Below are 16,902 nucleotides of genomic sequence, written 5' to 3' on the forward strand. Positions count from 1 at the left end.
CCACAGATCGTCTTCATTATCCCCATGTGGAAAACTGCTGTGGATAACTCAGCGAACAACCCTGGGCAGAGCTGCGTTCACCTTGCGGTGACCGCTACTTCCACTGGGTCGAGACACCGAATCCGGCGGCGATGAAGCCGAAGCCCACCACGATGTTCCAGTTGCCCAGCGAGTCGATGGGCAGCGAGCCGTCGGTGACGTAGAAGACGACGATCCAGGCCAGCCCGATGAGGAACATGGCCAGCATGACGGGCGCGACCCAGGCGCGGTTGCTCAGCTTGATGGCGGTCGTCTGCTTGGCAGGCGGCGGCGTGTAGTCGGCCTTCTTGCGGATACGTGACTTCGGCACGAGGGTCTCTCCTGTCGATGCGCTGCGTGGCCGCGCAGGTAACTGAGTCGGTCTCGGGGCAGCGTAAGGGGACTCCGATTGCTCCCCCGGGCGTCCGTTAGCGTAGTGCTTCCGCCGCGCCGAAGGAGATAAGGGTACGTTGAGCAATTCTGCCGACTCCCCCGGGACGGGATCCACCCCTGAGCGCGCACGGCGTTTTCGGCCTGTGCGCATCCTCACGGCGGCGGTGTTCGCTCTGGCGGGTCTCATCTTCTTCACCAGCTTCGACACGGCCAAGGGCACCAACATCCGCACGGACAGCTCTCTGCTGAAGCTGTCCGACCTCATCCACGAGCGCAGCCGGGAGAACGGCGAGCTGGACGAGACCAACGGGGCCCTGCGCAAGGACATAGAAGCGCTCGCCGAGCGCGACGACGGCAGCACCAAGGCGGAGGACGACAAGCTCGCGGCCCTGGAGAAGCGCGCGGGTACGCAGAAGCTCAAGGGCGACTCGCTCACGGTCACGCTCAATGACGCCCCGCCGGACGCCACCGCCAAGCTCCCCGGCTACCCCGAGCCGCAGCCCGACTACCTGGTCATCCACCAGCAGGACCTCCAGGCCGTGGTGAACGCGCTGTGGCAGGGCGGGGCCAAGGGCATCAAGGTCATGGACCAGCGGCTGATCTCCACCAGTGCGGTGCGCTGCGTGGGCAACACCCTGATCCTGCAGGGCCGCGTCTACTCACCGCCGTACAAGATCACGGCGGTCGGTGACCCGGGCAAGCTGCAGAAGGCGCTCGCGGCGTCCCCGGCGATCCAGAACTACATGGTCTACGTCAATGTCTACGGGCTCGGATGGAAAGTCGAGGAGAACGGCCCGGTGACTCTGCCCGGCTATTCGGGCACAGTGGATCTGCACTACGCGAAGCCCGTGGAGCAGTAGCCGGACCGGGGGAGCTGCCGGTGCGCGTGATCATCAGGACCGTCAGCGAACTGTGCATCACCGCCGGCAGCGTGATCGTGCTGTTCGTCGTCTACGTGCTCTTCTGGACGGGTGTGCGGGCCGACGGCGTCATGGACGACCAGATCGACCTGCTCCGGAAGGAGTGGTCGAAACCCCGTCCGCCGGCCGGTGGCTCTCCCGCAGGCCCTGCGAAACCCGCGTCCTACGCCAAGGGCAGGCCTTTCGCGATCATGTACATCCCGCGGCTTGGTTTCACGTGGAACAAGCCCGTGCTCGAAGGCACCGCCACCGGCACGCTGAAGAAGGGCCTCGGCCACTACGCCGAGACCGCCCAGCTCGGGCAGAAGGGGAACTTCGCGGTCGCCGGCCACCGCCGCACCTACGGCGACCCCTTCAAGGACTTCCCCGAGCTCAGGCGCGGTGACGCCGTGGTGCTGACCGACGGCACGACCTGGTTCACGTATCGGATCGACAAAGGCCCCTACAAAACAGTGCCCTCGGACATCGAGGTGATCGACCCTGTCCCACGTACATCCGGGTACACGCGGTCGGGACGGTATCTGACGCTGACCACGTGCGAACCGGAATGGGGACACAGTCATCGGCTGATCGTCTGGGCGCACCTGGACTCCACCCAGCCCGTGGAGGCCGGGAAACCAGAGGCGCTGCGCCGTTAGTCTGGTGGTTGTACGGCGTGGGTCTGGTGCCGTGGTACGACGGAAGGGACGGCATGTACGGCTGGATCTGGCGGCATCTGCCGGGGAACACGTGGGTGAGGGCAGTGATCTCACTCGTCCTGGTCGTGGCCGTGGTGTACGTCCTCTTCCAGTACGTCTTCCCGTGGGCGGAGCCGCTGCTGCCCTTCAACGATGTGACGGTGGACAACCAGTGAGTGCGCGCATTCTCGTGGTCGACAACTACGACAGCTTCGTCTTCAACCTGGTCCAGTACCTGTACCAGCTGGGCGCCGAGTGCGAGGTCCTGCGCAACGACGAGGTGTCGACGGCGCACGCCCAGGACGGTTTCGACGGGGTCCTGCTCTCTCCGGGTCCGGGCACGCCGGAGCAGGCCGGCGTCTGCGTGGACATGGTCCGGCACTGTGCCGGCACGGGTGTCCCGGTCTTCGGTGTCTGCCTGGGCATGCAGTCGATGCAGGTGGCGTACGGCGGTGTGGTGGACCGGGCGCCCGAGCTGCTGCACGGCAAGACCTCCCTGGTCGAGCACGGTGGCGGTGGCGTCTTCGCGGGCCTGCCCTCTCCCTTCACGGCGACGCGTTACCACTCGCTGGCCGCCGAGCCGGCGACGGTCCCGGCGGAGCTGGAGGTCACGGCCCGCACGCACGACGGCATCGTGATGGGTCTGAGGCACCGCGAACTGCCGGTCGAGGGCGTGCAGTTCCACCCGGAGTCGGTGCTGACCGAGCACGGGCACCGGATGCTGGCCAACTGGCTGACGGAGTGCGGCGACCAGGGTGCGGTGGCGAGGTCGGCCGGGCTCGCCCCGGTGGTGGGCAGGGCCACGGCGTGACCGCGCTGCGCCCCGAGCGCGAGTCCGACACCTCGTACGGGCAGCAGTCGTACGGGGTGCCGGGTGCGTTCGAGGAGTGGCCGGGCGGAGGGGCGTACGGTGCGTCCCCGCAGCCGGATCCGCACGCGTCGTACGAACCCGTCCGGGACGAGCCCTTTCTGCCGCCCGCCGACGAGGAGACGGTGGCGCTGCGGATACCGGATCCACCGCCGGAGACCGGCGACTCCACAGCGGGCTCTCGGGCTTCCTATGCCGCACGGCAGGACGGACCCGCCCAAGGTGGCCGCGCGGCCCGCAGGAAGGCCGCAAAGGGCCGTCACGGGCGTCATGGCGGCGCGTCGGACATCCCGCCGGCCGCCCACACCGACTCCGGCGCCGGGAGCCGGTCACGGGCGCCGCTGTCGCGGGTGGAGGCGCGGCGGCAGGCGCGGGCCCGTAAGCCCGGCCCGGCGGTCGTCGCCAGCCGGGCCATAGGCGAGGTGTTCATCACCACCGGCGTGCTGATGCTGCTGTTCGTCACGTACCAGCTGTGGTGGACGAACGTCCGGGCGCATGCCCAGGCCGGCCAGGAGGCCAGCAGCCTCCAGAACGACTGGGCGAGCGGCAAGCGCAACCCGGGCACGTTCGAGCCGGGGCAGGGATTCGCCCTCCTGCACATCCCGAAGCTGGACGTGGTGGTGCCGATCGCCGAGGGCACCAACAGCAAGGGCGTGCTCGACCGGGGCATGGTCGGCCACTACGCGGAGGGTGCGCTGAAGACCGCGATGCCGGGCGACAAGACCGGGAACTTCGGGCTCGCGGGCCACCGCAACACCCACGGAGAACCGTTCCGGTACATCAACAGGCTCACCAAGGGCGATCCGATCGTCGTGGAGACGCAGGACAAGTACTACGTCTACAAGATGGCCTCGATCCTGCCGGTGACGTCGCCGAGCAACACGAGCGTCCTGAATCCCGTGCCCACGGGGTCCGGATTCACCAAGCCCGGCCGCTACATCACGCTGACCACGTGCACGCCGGAGTTCACCAGCAAGTACCGGATGATCGTCTGGGGCAAGATGGTCGAGGAACGGCCGCGCAGCAAGGGCAAGCCGGATGCGCTCGTCAGTTAAGGGCAGATGACCAGTGGCAGCGACCACCGACACGGACCACGAGAAGCACACCGGCGCGGCGTCGCGGCCGCCTGCGGCACGCCGCAGGCCGGGCCCGGTCGCCATGGCGGTGAGCTTCTTCGGGGAACTCCTCATCACCGCGGGCCTGGTCCTCGGCCTGTTCGTCGTCTACTCGCTGTGGTGGACGAACGTCGTCGCCGACCGCGCGGCGGGCAAGCAGGCCGACGAGGTCCGTGAGGACTGGGCCCACGGCCGGGGCGGCCCCGGTGCGCTGGACACCAAGAACGGCATCGGCTTCCTGCACGTGCCGTCGATGAGGAACGGCGAGGTCCTGGTCGAGAAGGGCACGTCGAACAAGATCCTCAACGACGGTGTCGCCGGCTACTACACCGACCCCGTCAAGGCGACACTGCCGATGTCGGGCAAGGACGGCAACTTCTCCCTCGCCGCTCACCGCGACGGACACGGCGCGAAGTTCCACAACATCGACAAGATCACGAAGGGTGACCCGATCGTCTTCGAGACGAAGGACAAGTGGTACGTCTACAAGGTCTACGACATCCTTCCCGAGACCTCGAAGTACAACGTCAAGGTCCTCTCCCAGATCCCGAAGGAGTCCGGCAGGAAGAAGCCGGGCCACTACATCACGCTGACGACCTGCACGCCGCTGTACACGAGCACGTACCGGTACATCGTGTGGGGTGAGCTGGAGCGGGTGGAGAAGGTGGACAGCGAGCGGACGCCGCCGGAGGAGCTGCGCTGACCGGCTTCTTCGTGGGATGTGGGTCGCTACCATGACGGAGGCCCGAAGCCGCAACCTACTCTTGCGGCTTCGGGCCTTTGTGGTGGTCGGGTCGCTATTCCAGGACGGTCAGGGCCGCCCCGGCGCTCCATTCCTCCACCAGCCCGCGATGTACGGCGGTGATGCCGCTGTCGGCTGCGATGTTCTGGGCGTCGCGGGTGAAGGGGCATGTCGCCACGAACAGGGCCACGTCGGAGTCGTGCAGGACCTTGGCCGCTCCGATGAACTTCTGGACCTCGGGGCTGGTGATGGAGAGGTGAGGCGCGAACCTCTTGCACTGGACGACGATGCGCCGCCCGTCGGCCGTGAGCGCGGTGATGTCGATGCCCCGGTCCCTTCCGCCGCCTTGCACGACGACGTTGGTGCAGCCGTCGCGGCGCAGCAGCTCGGCGACGTGTTCTTCGAACTCGCGCCCGTTCATGGCGTCCATGGCGGCCATGACTCCGGCGAGGGGGCGGTCCTCTCGGGGGCCTTCCAGCCGCTGGAGCCGGGTGTGGTGCTGCCGGAGCCGCTTCTCGATGCGCTGGACGCCCGCCCGGAGGGCGAGGAGCTCTCGCCGGTGCTCGCCCGATGTTTCGATCAGGGCGTTGAACATGGGGACGACGGTCCTCCCCAGGATGTGGGTGATGCGCTGGTCGATGCGGGCGTCGAGGGTGGCGGTGTCGGCCGGGGCAGGGTTTTCCACAGGCTGTGTGCGCGCCAGGTATTCCATGTCGAGGAGGTACACACGCACCTGACGTGCGACGTCGCTGTCTCGGAGCAGCATGGCGATGTTGAGGACGGCGCGTCGGGAGAAGAGAGCCAGGGAGCGGGTGCGTGACTGGATTCCACTGAGGTTCTTGAAGGACCTCAGTTCTTCGCCGGTCAGCAGCTGGTAGCCGTTGGCTTCCAGCTCAGTTCGGTGGTCCTTGATGAGTGACTTGATGGCTTCGAGACCGACGTCGAAGTACGACGCCACCATTGCGGTCGTCACATGCATCCCGTCCGGCAGCAGCGACAGTGCTTTGACCCTGTCGAGTACGTCCGTGCGGTCGAGCACGCTGCCGCGCAGGGTCTGTGATTCCAGCAAGGCCGTTTCGTTGATCACGTTCTGCCCTTCGGCTCGTATGGCCGGGGCGGGGTCCGATTCCCCACCCCACCCCACCCGGCGAACGAGTCGGGACATATGAAGACACGATCGACGGACGCACGTTTTTGCGGGGATGTCGTCGGCCGTGCACGGCAGAGCCCCCGGCCTCTGTGGGGCCGGGGGCTCTGTGGCGTGATGGTGGGGCGAGGGCCGGGTCAGTCGTCCTCGTTGCTGCCGTTGAGGCCGCCGAAGATGCCGCCGTTTCCGCCGCCGTTATTGCCGCCGTTGTTGTTCCCGATGCCGACGGTCTGGAGCGTGATCGTCGTGCTCGCCGGGTCGTCGACCTCCTGGTCGGGACCGGGGTTCTGGCCGGCGACGAGGGCGTTGTCGCTCTGGTCACTGCCATTGGCGAACTGGATGCTGGTGAAGCCCTGCTGCGCGAGGATCTGCTTGGCCTGGCCGACCGTCTGGCCGACGACCTGCGGGACCTTGACCTTCTGCTGTTCCTTCTTCTTGCCGATCTGGATGTTCACCGACGAGTTCGGGTCGACCGACGTGCCTGCCTGCGGTGTGGTCTGGATGACCTTGCCGACCTGGTTGTCGTCGTCGGTCTCCACCTCGGTGCAGTTGCCGACCAGGTCGCTGGCCTGCATCTGCTGCTTGGCCGCGTTACAGCTCTGGCCGAGCACGTCCGGGACGGTGGATTTCGCTTCGGCCTTGGCGACGGTGAGGGTGATCGTGGAGCCCTTCTCCACCTCCTCGCCCAATTCCGGGTTCTGCTCGAGGACGGTGCCGGGCTCCTCCGAGGACTCCTTCGACTTCGTCTCGACCACGAACTGGTACTTGTCGCCCTCCAGTGTCGCCTTGGCGTCGTCCAGGCTGTCGCCGACGACGCTCGGCACCGCCACCTTCGGCGCCCCGGTCGACACGACCAGGGAGATGGTGTCGCCCTTGGTGACCGTCTTCCCGGCCTTCGGGTCCTGGGTGCAGATGTTGCCCTTGGCCTGGTTGTCGCAGGGCTTGTTGGAGAAGCTCAGTTCGAGGTCGGAGTTCTTGGCCAGCTGCTGGGCGCTCTGCTTCGTCTCACCGACGAAGTTCGGTGCCGGGAGCGCGTCGTTGCTCGCGCCGCCGTCGCCGCTGAACGCCCACCGGCCGATCAGGATCGCCCCGACCAGGACGAGGATGCCCGCGACGACGAGCAGGATCGTGGAGGTGTTGGACTTGCGCTGCTGCCCGCGGCGCCGGTCGGGGCGGTCGTCGTAGCCGTAGCCGCCGTCGTCCGGGTTCATGGGGGGCAGCATGGACGTGGCGCCCGCGCCGGAGTCCGCGCGCAGGGCCGTCGTCGGCTGGTCGTCGGGGTAGCCGCCGTAACCCACCGCGCCCATCGCGGCCGTGGCGGCGACCGGCTGGCCGTCGAGGCAGGCCTCGATGTCGGCGCGCATCTCGTCGGCCGACTGGTAGCGGTAGTCCGGGTCCTTGACGAGCGCCTTCAGCACGATCGCGTCCATGTCGGGCGTGATCTCGGGGTCGAAGACGCTCGGTGACTGCGGCTCCTCCCGGACGTGCTGGTAGGCCACGGCCACCGGGGAGTCGCCGACGAAGGGCGGACGGACGGTCAGCAGCTCGTAGAGCAGACAGCCGGTGGAGTACAGGTCGGACCGGGCGTCGACCTGCTCGCCCTTCGCCTGCTCCGGCGAGAGGTACTGGGCGGTGCCGATGACCGCGGAGGTCTGCGTCATCGTCATGCCGGAGTCGCCCATGGCGCGGGCGATGCCGAAGTCCATGACCTTGACCTGGCCGTTGCGCGTCAGCATGACGTTCGCCGGCTTGATGTCGCGGTGGACGATACCGGCGCGGTGGGAGTACTCCAGGGCCTGGAGGATGCCGATGGTCATCTCCATGGACCGCTCCGGCAGCAGCTTGCGGCCGGAGTGCAGCAGTTCACGCAGCGTCGAGCCGTCCACGTACTCCATGACGATGTACGGGATCGACACGTTGTCGATGTAGTCCTCGCCCGTGTCGTAGACCGCGACGATCGCGGGATGGTTGAGCGAGGCGGCCGACTGGGCCTCCCGGCGGAACCGGGCCTGGAAGGAAGGGTCACGCGCGAGATCCGCGCGCAGCGTCTTCACCGCCACGGTGCGGCCGAGACGGGTGTCATGCGCGAGGTAGACCTCCGCCATGCCACCACGCCCGAGCACCTGGCCCAGTTCGTACCGGCCGCCGAGGCGACGCGGCTCTTCCATAGCTACCTACCAGCCCTCTCCGTCGGTCCCGACCGGCATGTTTGTACGGTCGGAGGCTGCCGTCCGGGCCTACCGTACCCGGCTCGCTCTGTGTGACCTGGCCAAGCCCGTCAGCCGATACAGGACCGGTATCGCAACGTGCACCGATGTGAAGCAGGCGTGAGCAGGGTCACCTCTTGCTGTCGATGACCGCCTCCATCACGTTCCTCGCGATCGGTGCCGCGAGGCCGCCGCCGGAGATGTCGTCACGGACGGCGTCGTCGTCCTCGACGACGACCGCCACGGCGACCGGCGAGCTGCCGTCCTCGCCCTTGGCGTAGGAGATGAACCACGCGTAGGGGTTCTCGCTGTTGTCGACGCCGTGCTGGGCGGTACCGGTCTTGCCGCCCACCTTGACGCCGTCGATCTTGGCGTTCGAGCCCGTTCCCTTGTCGACGACCGTCTCCATCATCGACTGGAGGATCTGGGCGTTCTCCGCCGACAGCGGCTGGCTCAGCTCTTCCGGATCGGTCTTCTCGATCGGGTCGACGCCGGGCGACTGGAGCTCGTCGACCATGTACGGCTTCATCAGCTTGCCGTCGTTGGCGACGGCCGAGGCGACCATGGCCATCTGCAGCGGGGTGGCCGCGGTGTTGAACTGGCCGATGGACGACAGTGCCGTCTGCGACGGGTTCATGCCGTCGGAGAAGACCGAGGCGGTGGAGCGGACGGGGGTGAACTGCTCCTCGGTGAAGCCGAACTCCTTCGCCTGGGCCAGCATCTTCTCGTTGCCGAGGTCGGCGCCGATCTTGCCGAAGACGGTGTTGCAGGAGTACTGGAGGGCCACCCGCAGCGTCGCGTTCTTGCAGGGGATGTTGCCCTCGTTGGGCAGCTTGGTGTTGGTGCCCTCCATGGTCCACGGGTCCGGCGAGTCGGTCTTCTCGTCCGGGTTCGTGTACAGGCCGTCCTCGAGGGCGGCGGCCGCGGTGACGACCTTGAAGGTGGAGCCCGGCGGGTAGGTCTCGCGCAGGGCGCGGTTCAGCGTCGGGTCGTCCGGGTTGTTCTTCTTCAGCAGCTTCTGCCAGGCCTTGGTGTCCGTCGTCGTGGAGTTGCCCGCGAAGGACGAGGGGTCGTACGACGGGTAGGAGGCGAGCGCCAGGATCTTGCCGGTCGACGGCTCGATCGCGGCGACGGCGCCCTTGCCGCCCTGCTTCTTCAGGCCGTTGTAGGCGGCCTTCTGCGCGGCGGCGTTCAGGGTCGTGACGACGTTGCCGCCCTGCTGCTTCTTGCCCGTGAGCATGTCGAGGGTGTTGCGGAAGAACAGCCGGTCGTCGTTCCCGGTGAGGATGCCGTCCTCGAGGTTCTCCAGCTGGGTGGCGCCGAAGGCCTGCGAGGCGTAGCCGGTGACCGGCGCCCACATGGCACCGTCCTTGTAGGTGCGCTTGAACTTGAAGTCGCTGCCCGGCGTCTCGGCGGAACCGGTGATCGGCTTTCCGTCGACGATGATGTCGCCGCGCGGGGAGGCGTAGCGCTCGATGATGACGCGACGGTTGTTCTTGTCGGTCCTGAGCTCGTCCGCCTGGACGTACTGGATCCAGTTGTCGCGGATCAGTAGTGCCATGACGAGCAGGCCACAGAAGATCGCGATCCGGCGCAGGGGCTTGTTCATGACGGGCGGACCACCTGGGTCATCTCGGCGTCGGGGTTGGCGGCGGGCGCGGGGGCCGGGCGGCGGGCCGTGTCGCTGATTCTCAGCAGGATGCCGATCAGGGCCCAGTTGGCGATCACGGAGGAACCGCCGTACGCCACGAACGGCAGCGTCATACCGGTCAGCGGGATGAGGCCCATCACACCGCCGGCCACGACGAAGACCTGGAGGGCGAAGGCGCCGGACAGGCCGATGGCCAGCAGCTTGCCGAACGGGTCGCGGGCCGCGAGGGCGGTTCGAACGCCCCGCTCGACGATCAGACCGTAGAGCAGCAGGATCGCCATGACGCCCGCCAGGCCCAGCTCCTCGCCGAAGGTGGCGAGGATGAAGTCGGAGTTGGCGGCGAAGCCGATGAGGTCGGAGTTGCCCTGCCCGAGGCCGGTACCGAGGGTGCCGCCGGAGCCGAAGGCCCATAGCGCCTGCATGGCCTGCTCGGAGTGGACGATGCCGTCCTGGACGCCGGCGCGGGAGAGCTCGAACTCGTGCATCGGGTCGAGCCAGGCCTGCACACGCGTCTGGATGTGCGGCTCGAAGCTCGCCACGCCGACGGCGCCGACCGCGGACATCAGCAGACCGAAGACGATCCAGCTGGTCCGCTCGGTGGCGACGTACAGCATGATGATGAACATCCCGAAGAACAGCAGGGACGTACCGAGGTCGGTCTCGAAGACCAGGATGAGGATCGAGATGACCCAGACCACGAGGATCGGTCCCAGGTCGCGGCCGCGCGGCAGGTACAGGCCCATGAAACGGCGGCTGGCCAGGGCCAAGGCGTCTCTCTTGACCATGAGGTAGCCGGCGAAGAAGACAGCGAGGGCGATCTTCGCGAACTCACCGGGCTGCAGCGTGCCTAGGCCGGGGATCTTGATCCAGATCTTGGCGCCGTAGATGTTCGCGCCGAGTCCGGGCACGAGCGGCAGGACCAGCAGGAACAGCGCACCGGCCATGGAGATGTACGTGTAGCGCTGCAGGACGCGGTGGTCCTTGAGGAAGATCAGCACGACCGCCAGCAGGGCGACGCCCATCGCCGAGTACAGCAGCTGCCTCGGTGCGGCGTCGGCGTAGTTGTTCAGCTTCTCGGACTGGTCCAGGCGCCAGATGACGACCAGGCCGAGCCCGTTGAGCAGGGTGGCCAGCGGCAGCAGCAGAGGGTCGGCGTACGGCGCGAACTTCCGGACGACGAGATGGCCGACGCCCGCGAGCAGCCCGAGCCCGAGCCCGTAGCTCAACAGGCCCGGAGGTACCGAGTCGTTGAGGGCCAGGCCGACGTTGGCGTAGGCGAACACCGGGATGACTACGGCGAACACCAGCAGCGCGAGCTCGGTGTTGCGCCGGCTCGGCGCGCCGATGGCGCCGATCGTGGACGTGTGGTGCGTCGGCGAGTGCGACGTATTCGTACCGCTCATCGTGTGACAGGGCCTCTCACGGCTACTGCTTACCGCACAGCGAGACGACCTTCTGCTCTTCCTCCGAGAGGCTGGGGCCGGGGCTGGGAGTCGGTGCGGTCGTGGTCGGGGGCGTGGACTTCTCCGGTGCCGACGGTGAACCCGACGGGCTGGACGGGTTCGGCGTCGGTGTGGCCTTGGACGTGAAGGAGGCGGGAGTGGTTCCCGTGGTGCCCCCGGCCTCGCCTTCGCCGGTCTTGGAGTTGTTCTGGCTCTCGGCTTCGCGCCGCTGCGCCTGCTTCTTGCACGCGGAGGCCTGCACCGACAGTTCCTGGATCTTCGCCTGGGCGTTCTTCAGTCCGCCCTCGGCGATGGTCGCCTCGACCAGCTTCTGCTGGTAGGGCGGCAGGTACTTGAGTTCGATCTCGGGGTGGTCCTTCTCGACCTTCGAGAGCGAGACCCAGGCCAGGTCCTGGCTGATGCCGCGGTACAGCGCGACGTGCTCGTCCTCGGCGCCGACGTAGTACTGCGTCTGCGTCCAGCGGTATCCGCCGTACAGACCGCCGCCGATGACGGCCAGCACGAGGACGCCGTAGAGGGATCTCTTCAGCCAGCGGCCCTTCTTGCGGGGCTTGGCGAAGTCGTCGTCGCCGTAGTCGAAGCCGGCAGCCGGGATGTAGCCGGTGGTGTCGCCGGAGCCGGGCGGGCCGAACTCGCCGCCCCCGCCGCCCTGGCGGTGCCCGTGGCGGCCGAGCCCGGAGGCGCGGCCGGCGGGGGTCTGCATGATGCCGTTGTCGTGCAGCTGGTGCTGGTTCTCGGCGACGGCGCCGACGACGACGGGGGTGTCGGACAGCTGCCCCGCGAGGGTGTCGCCGGTGTCGAGGTCGAGGACGTCGGCGATGATGACCGTGATGTTGTCCGGGCCGCCACCGCGCAGCGCCAGCTCGATCAGGTTCTGGACGGTCTCCTGGGGTCCTTGGTAGCTGGCGAGGGTGTCCTCCAGCGTCTGGTGGGACACCACGCCGGACAGGCCGTCGGAGCAGATCAGGTAGCGGTCGCCGGCGCGGACCTCGCGGATGGACAGGTCCGGCTCGACGTGGTCGCCGGATCCGAGGGCGCGCATCAGCAGCGAGCGCTGCGGGTGCGTGGTCGCCTCCTCCTCGGTGATGCGGCCCTCGTCGACCAGGCGCTGCACCCAGGTGTGGTCCTGGGTGATCTGGGTGAGGACGCCGTCGCGGAGCAGGTAGGCGCGCGAGTCGCCGACGTGCACCAGGCCGAGGCGCTGGCCGGTCCAGAGCAGGGCGGTGAGGGTGGTCCCCATGCCCTCCAGCTGGGGGTCGTCCTCGACCATCGAGCGCAGCTGGTCGTTGGCGCGCTGCACCGCCGTGCCGAGCGAGGTGAGGAGGTCGGAGCCGGGGACGTCGTCGTCAAGGGCGACGATGGTGGAGATGGCCTCGGAGGAGGCGACCTCACCGGCCGCCGCGCCGCCCATGCCGTCGGCGATGGCGAGCAGGCGCGGGCCGGCGTATCCGGAGTCCTCGTTGCCCTCCCGGATCATGCCCTTGTGCGATCCGGCCGCGAAGCGCAGTGACAGACTCATGCGCACCTCGCCTGTCGGCTCCGGGTACAGCCGGTCGTGTCGAGCCACACTGCCCACCCTCCGGTCGGGAGCGCGCGGGGGGCCGGGGTGGGGCCCGCCACTGCGTGCTCGCTCCGCTCGCGCCTATCCATGATGTAGCACTACTTCCGCAGCTCGATGACGGTCTTGCCGATGCGGATCGGCGCGCCCAGCGCAATCGGTGTGGGAGTCGTCAGCCGGGACCGGTCCAGGTATGTGCCGTTGGTGGAGCCGAGGTCCTCGACGATCCACTGGCCGTCGCGGTCCGGGTAGATCCTGGCATGGCGGCTGGAGGCGTAGTCGTCGTCCAGCACGATCGTCGAGTCGTGCGCCCGGCCCAGGGTGATGGTCTGGCCCTGGAGCGCGACCGTCGTTCCGGTGAGGGTGCCCTCGGTCACGACGAGCTTGGTGGGGGCGTTACGGCCGCGTCGGCCGCCGGCGGACTGCTGGCGCTGCGGCGGTGGCGCCTGGCGGCCGGCGGCCTGCTGCTGCCGGCCTGCCTCGCGGCGCGATCCGCGCTGTGTGACACGCGTACCGAACAGGTCGCTGCGGATGACCTGCACGGCCACGATCACGAACAGCCACAGTACGGCCAGGAAACCCAGCCGCATGACCGTGAGGGTCAGCTCTGACATTGCCCCCGCTTCACCCTTCGGCTTGCCGGTAAATGATGGTGGTGCTGCCCACGACGATCCGCGAGCCGTCGCGGAGCGTAGCGCGGGTGGTGTGCTGTCCGTCCACCACGATGCCGTTGGTGGATCCGAGATCCTGGATCGTCGAGGGCGTTCCGGTCCGGATCTCGCAGTGCCGGCGGGAGACGCCGGGGTCGTCGATCCGCACATCGGCGTCGGTGCTGCGGCCCAGCACCAGCGTCGCGCGGGAGATCTGGTGGCGGGTGCCGTTGATCTCGATCCAGTGGCGGGTGCGTCCGCCGGCGGCCGGGGCGGCCGGGGGCCGCTGGGCGTTCGCGGCGGGCGGGTAGCCGTATCCGCCGGGGCGGCCGCCGGGCGGCGGCGCGGCCGGCATGGGCGGGGCGCCGGCGGGCGCGGCGGACGACGGGGGGCCGTAGCCACCGGGGCGTCCGCCCTGCGGGGCGGCGGTGGCGGCGGCGCCGCCTCCCGGGCCGCCCTGCTGGCTGCTGGAGGAGGCGAGCGTACGGCTGCGTACCCGGTACAGGCCGGTGTCGAGGTCGTCCGCCTTCTCCAGGTGCACCTTGATCGGGCCCATGAAGGTGTAGCGCTGCTGCTTGGCGTAGTCGCGCACCATGCCGGCGAGCTCGTCGCCGAGCTGGCCGGAGTAGGGGCTGAGCCGTTCGAAGTCCGGCGTGCTCAGCTCGACGATGAAGTCGTTGGGCACGACCGTCCGGTCGCGGTTCCAGATGGTGGCGTTGTTGTCGCACTCGCGCTGGAGAGCTCCCGCGATCTCCACGGGCTGGACCTCGGACTTGAACACCTTGGCGAAGGTGCCGTTGACCAGACCTTCGAGACGCTGCTCGAATTTCTTCAGGACTCCCATGGGGCACCTCCTCCGTCGCTGCCGTCCTGTGTACTGCCCTGCGGGCCGCTTGCCTGGTACTGCTTACTGATCGTATCCACGCGCAGCTCGATCGGCTGGTTCCCCCTGTCAGCACTGCCGACGGGTGTCGACGCATGACGAAGTTCCCTGTGGAGCTCGCCTTCGAACTCCTCCGGTGGTACTGCTGCGCGTAACCGCCTCCGGTATGCCTGGCAAGGATCGTAGAGGCGGCTGAAGACCAGTGTCCCGCACCTGACTGTGGACCCCGACCCCCTCCTGCGGAGACGGCGGGTACCGGTACGAGGTTGATACGTGAACCGGTCGCGTTGATACGTGGCAGGGACATCGAAGGTTCGCCGGGGGGCCTGCCTGCGGCGATAAGGGATGTGAACCCACCCCTTGCAGCGTGCTAATGTTCTGCGTGTCGGAAGGCGCCGACCCCCACGGGGACAGCGCCCAGGACACACCCAATGCGCGGGTGGCGGAATAGGCAGACGCGCTGGATTCAGGTTCCAGTGCCCGCAAGGGCGTGGGGGTTCAACTCCCCCCTCGCGCACCGTGGGAACGGGCGGCATCGATCAGATGCCGCCCGTTCTTCGTGTCTGCGGATGTGACGGTTGTCTCCCGCCTGACCGGGTCTCTCTCGTGTGAGGAAGCTCTCAGGTCTGGCCGTCCCTTGGGGACCGGCCCGGGGCGAAGCGTTTTCGCACGAGCGGCTCGTCGCTCACTCGCGTATCCCGGCCAGGTCCGCAGGACGGCGGCGCAGGGCGAGGGCGGCGGGGGCCGTCGCGCAGGCCAGCCAGGAGGGCGCAGGCGGTCGCCGTCGTGCCGAGGGCCTGCGGTCGCCCGGGGCTTCGCGCGGGGTGACGTAGATGCCGTTGCCGCCGGTTGCGGTGGGCATGACCGCTGCGATGCGCAGGGTGCTGGGTGTCCCGTCGCCGAGCCATACGCGGGACCCGGTGGCCCACCCGGTGCCGCTGCCCCTCCTCGTTTCAGGGCCACACCGTCCTCCGGGACGTGCACGGCCGTCGGGGAGATCCGGGTGCCCGGTATCGCGCGCAGTCGGCGCAGGGCGGCGGCGTCGAAGCCCGTCCCGGCCGCCGGGGTGACGGCGAAGGCGGCGGTGGTGCGGTCGCTCGTCTCGGTGGTCTTTGCGTGGTTCAGGGTCGCGGTGGCGCCGAGGAGTGAACCGGTGAGGGCGACCGTGACGAGGACGGGGGCCGCGAGTGCGGCGGTGCGGCGTACTCCGGTGGCCGTGTTCTCGCGGGCCGGCATGCCCACGGCCGAGGGGAGGCAGGCCAGCGGGCGGATCAGGGGGCGCGGCACGAGGGGTGCGAGCAGGGCGGTCGCGGTGATCAGCAGCATGGGGCGGCTGATGTACGTCTTGCGGTGGAGGAGGCCGGACGGGTCGGCGGTGAGGGAGAGGGCCGGGGGCCACGGCGGCCGTGAGCAGGAGGGCCGTGCCGCAGAGCAGCGCCCCCGGGTCAGAGGCCTGCTGCCCGAGGCCGCCTCGCGCAGGGCCTCGGCGGGGGCGGTGCGGCCGGCCCGCCAGGTGCCGCGGTCGCTCCGCACAGGGCGACGAGCAGGCCCGTCCAGCTCGCCGCGTCGTACGGCCGGGTGTGCTCGACGAGGGCAGGTCCAACAGCGCGATCGCCCGCGAACGGGTCGTCTCCGAGGCGCCGTGGGCAAGCACGTCTCCGGCATCCTCACCCAGCCGGACCTGCCGCCGGCGGCCGCGACCCACCGGGGGTGCTGGCCGTGCCGGCGTATCTGCGGGCTCAGGAGCCGTCCCAAGGTCCCTCGGCCGTCGACGCGTTGTATAAAAACCAGCGAGTTGGTTTCATTGCGTCGCCATCAGAGCCCTGCAGGGGAGCCACGGGTGACCAAACAGGACCGGGCCGTCCGGACCCGTCTCGCGCTGATCCGGTCGGCGGCCGCACAGTTCGAGGCCCGCGGGTACGTCCGGGCCAGCCTGGCGGAGATCAGCGCGGGAGCCGGCGTCAGCTCCGGCGCGCTGCACTTCCACTTCGCCAACAAGGCCGCCGTCGCCGAAGCCGTCGAGGACGCTGCCGCCCGTGCCCTGCGCGCGGCAGCGGTCCGCAGCCACGGCGGTGACGGCTGCGCCCTGCAACGCCTCGTGGACGTCACGCACCACGTCGCCCGGATGCTGTGCGCCGACGGCGTGGTGCGGGCGGGGCTGCGGCTGAACGTGGAGGGGGCCGCGGGGCGGGTGCGGGACCTGCGCCGGGAATGGCGGGAGTGCGTGCAGGGGCTGCTGTCCGAGGCGGAGCGCAGGGGCGAACTCGCCGCCGGTGTGACGTCGCAGCGCACCGGTGCCGTCGTCCTCGCCGCCACGACCGGCATCGAGGTGCTGGCGCGGGAGGACCACGGCTGGCTCGCCCGGCCCTCGCTGACCGATCTGTGGCGGCTGCTGCTGCCGTGTCTGGCGGCGCCGTGTCTGGCCGGGGCGCTGGATCCGGCGGGGAGTGAAGCGGTCGGGAAAGAACCGGCGGGGAGTGAACCGGCGGGGAGCGAACCGGTCGCCCCGGACGTGGCGGCGGAGGCGGTCGGGGCGGGTCTCGCGCTGCGGTAGTCACCCACCCTTGGCCAAACGTGCGTGAAGTAGTGGCCAAAACAAACCGGTCGGCA

General features: G+C 69.0%; 15 protein-coding genes, 1 tRNA gene and 1 pseudogene. 8 read left to right on the forward strand and 9 right to left on the reverse strand.

Annotation, left to right across the window (positions count from 1 at the left end; all coding sequences use genetic code 11):
* Window positions 1–94 precede the first annotated feature (94 nt).
* Complete coding sequence (gene crgA / locus CEB94_RS20390; protein WP_030846986.1) at window positions 95–349, reverse strand: cell division protein CrgA; 255 nt, start codon at window positions 347–349, stop codon at window positions 95–97.
* A gap of 139 nt (window positions 350–488) precedes the next feature.
* Between crgA and CEB94_RS20395 the strand changes: the two genes are divergently transcribed.
* From CEB94_RS20395 to CEB94_RS20420, 6 genes are read left to right on the forward strand one after another with little or no spacing between them, the layout of a single operon-like run.
* A complete protein-coding gene (locus tag CEB94_RS20395; protein ID WP_175433587.1) occupies window positions 489–1,271 on the forward strand; it encodes a DUF881 domain-containing protein in 783 nt (260 codons plus the stop codon).
* Between the two features lie 20 nt (window positions 1,272–1,291).
* The gene (locus CEB94_RS20400) at window positions 1,292–1,969 is read left to right on the forward strand and encodes a class E sortase (protein WP_175433588.1); all 678 of its coding nucleotides are present in this window, start codon (window positions 1,292–1,294) and stop codon (window positions 1,967–1,969) included.
* A 17-nt stretch (window positions 1,970–1,986) separates the two neighbouring features.
* A complete protein-coding gene (locus tag CEB94_RS20405; protein WP_175430195.1) occupies window positions 1,987–2,184 on the forward strand; it encodes a hypothetical protein in 198 nt (65 codons plus the stop codon).
* Window positions 2,181–2,819, forward strand: coding sequence for an aminodeoxychorismate/anthranilate synthase component II (locus CEB94_RS20410; RefSeq protein ID WP_175433589.1), 639 nt, complete (start codon window positions 2,181–2,183; stop codon window positions 2,817–2,819). The genes CEB94_RS20405 and CEB94_RS20410 overlap by 4 nt, the downstream gene beginning before the upstream one ends.
* The gene (locus tag CEB94_RS20415) at window positions 2,816–3,931 is read left to right on the forward strand and encodes a class E sortase (protein ID WP_175433590.1); all 1,116 of its coding nucleotides are present in this window, start codon (window positions 2,816–2,818) and stop codon (window positions 3,929–3,931) included. The genes CEB94_RS20410 and CEB94_RS20415 overlap by 4 nt, the downstream gene beginning before the upstream one ends.
* 13 nt (window positions 3,932–3,944) lie before the next feature.
* Window positions 3,945–4,694 carry a class E sortase gene (locus CEB94_RS20420; RefSeq protein WP_175433591.1) on the forward strand — a complete coding sequence of 250 codons (750 nt, stop codon included), beginning with the start codon at window positions 3,945–3,947 and terminating at the stop codon, window positions 4,692–4,694.
* Between the two features lie 94 nt (window positions 4,695–4,788).
* Here the strand turns inward: CEB94_RS20420 and CEB94_RS20425 are convergent, their stop codons facing one another.
* The 7 genes from CEB94_RS20425 to CEB94_RS20455 form a co-directional block, all read right to left on the reverse strand.
* Complete coding sequence (locus CEB94_RS20425) at window positions 4,789–5,820, reverse strand: restriction endonuclease (RefSeq protein ID WP_246111858.1); 1,032 nt, start codon at window positions 5,818–5,820, stop codon at window positions 4,789–4,791.
* Window positions 5,821–6,017: 197 nt separating this feature from the next.
* The gene (gene pknB, locus CEB94_RS20430) at window positions 6,018–8,048 is read right to left on the reverse strand and encodes a Stk1 family PASTA domain-containing Ser/Thr kinase (protein ID WP_175433593.1); all 2,031 of its coding nucleotides are present in this window, start codon (window positions 8,046–8,048) and stop codon (window positions 6,018–6,020) included.
* A gap of 169 nt (window positions 8,049–8,217) precedes the next feature.
* Window positions 8,218–9,696 (reverse strand): peptidoglycan D,D-transpeptidase FtsI family protein, encoded by a 1,479-nt coding sequence (locus tag CEB94_RS20435; protein WP_175433594.1) that lies wholly within the window; start codon window positions 9,694–9,696, stop codon window positions 8,218–8,220.
* Window positions 9,693–11,141, reverse strand: a complete 1,449-nt coding sequence (locus CEB94_RS20440; protein ID WP_175433595.1) for an FtsW/RodA/SpoVE family cell cycle protein — start codon at window positions 11,139–11,141, stop codon at window positions 9,693–9,695. The genes CEB94_RS20435 and CEB94_RS20440 overlap by 4 nt, the downstream gene beginning before the upstream one ends.
* A gap of 22 nt (window positions 11,142–11,163) precedes the next feature.
* A complete protein-coding gene (locus CEB94_RS20445; protein ID WP_175433596.1) occupies window positions 11,164–12,720 on the reverse strand; it encodes a Stp1/IreP family PP2C-type Ser/Thr phosphatase in 1,557 nt (518 codons plus the stop codon).
* 140 nt (window positions 12,721–12,860) lie between these two features.
* Window positions 12,861–13,373, reverse strand: coding sequence for an FHA domain-containing protein FhaB/FipA (locus CEB94_RS20450; RefSeq protein WP_175433597.1), 513 nt, complete (start codon window positions 13,371–13,373; stop codon window positions 12,861–12,863).
* Between the two features lie 10 nt (window positions 13,374–13,383).
* A complete protein-coding gene (locus CEB94_RS20455; protein ID WP_175433598.1) occupies window positions 13,384–14,253 on the reverse strand; it encodes an FHA domain-containing protein in 870 nt (289 codons plus the stop codon).
* Window positions 14,254–14,725: 472 nt separating this feature from the next.
* Here CEB94_RS20455 and CEB94_RS20460 point away from each other — a divergent pair.
* Window positions 14,726–14,809, forward strand: a tRNA-Leu gene (locus CEB94_RS20460).
* Window positions 14,810–15,097: 288 nt separating this feature from the next.
* On the opposite strand, the pseudogene CEB94_RS42225 reads toward CEB94_RS20460, so the two are convergent.
* Window positions 15,098–15,878: pseudogene (locus CEB94_RS42225) on the reverse strand (ABC transporter permease); the annotation flags it as partial.
* 254 nt (window positions 15,879–16,132) lie between these two features.
* Here CEB94_RS42225 and CEB94_RS20470 point away from each other — a divergent pair.
* Window positions 16,133–16,846 (forward strand): ScbR family autoregulator-binding transcription factor, encoded by a 714-nt coding sequence (locus CEB94_RS20470; RefSeq protein WP_175433599.1) that lies wholly within the window; start codon window positions 16,133–16,135, stop codon window positions 16,844–16,846.
* Window positions 16,847–16,902 lie beyond the last annotated feature (56 nt).

The sequence above is a fragment of the Streptomyces hawaiiensis genome (assembly GCF_004803895.1).
GTDB lineage: Bacteria > Actinomycetota > Actinomycetes > Streptomycetales > Streptomycetaceae > Streptomyces > Streptomyces hawaiiensis.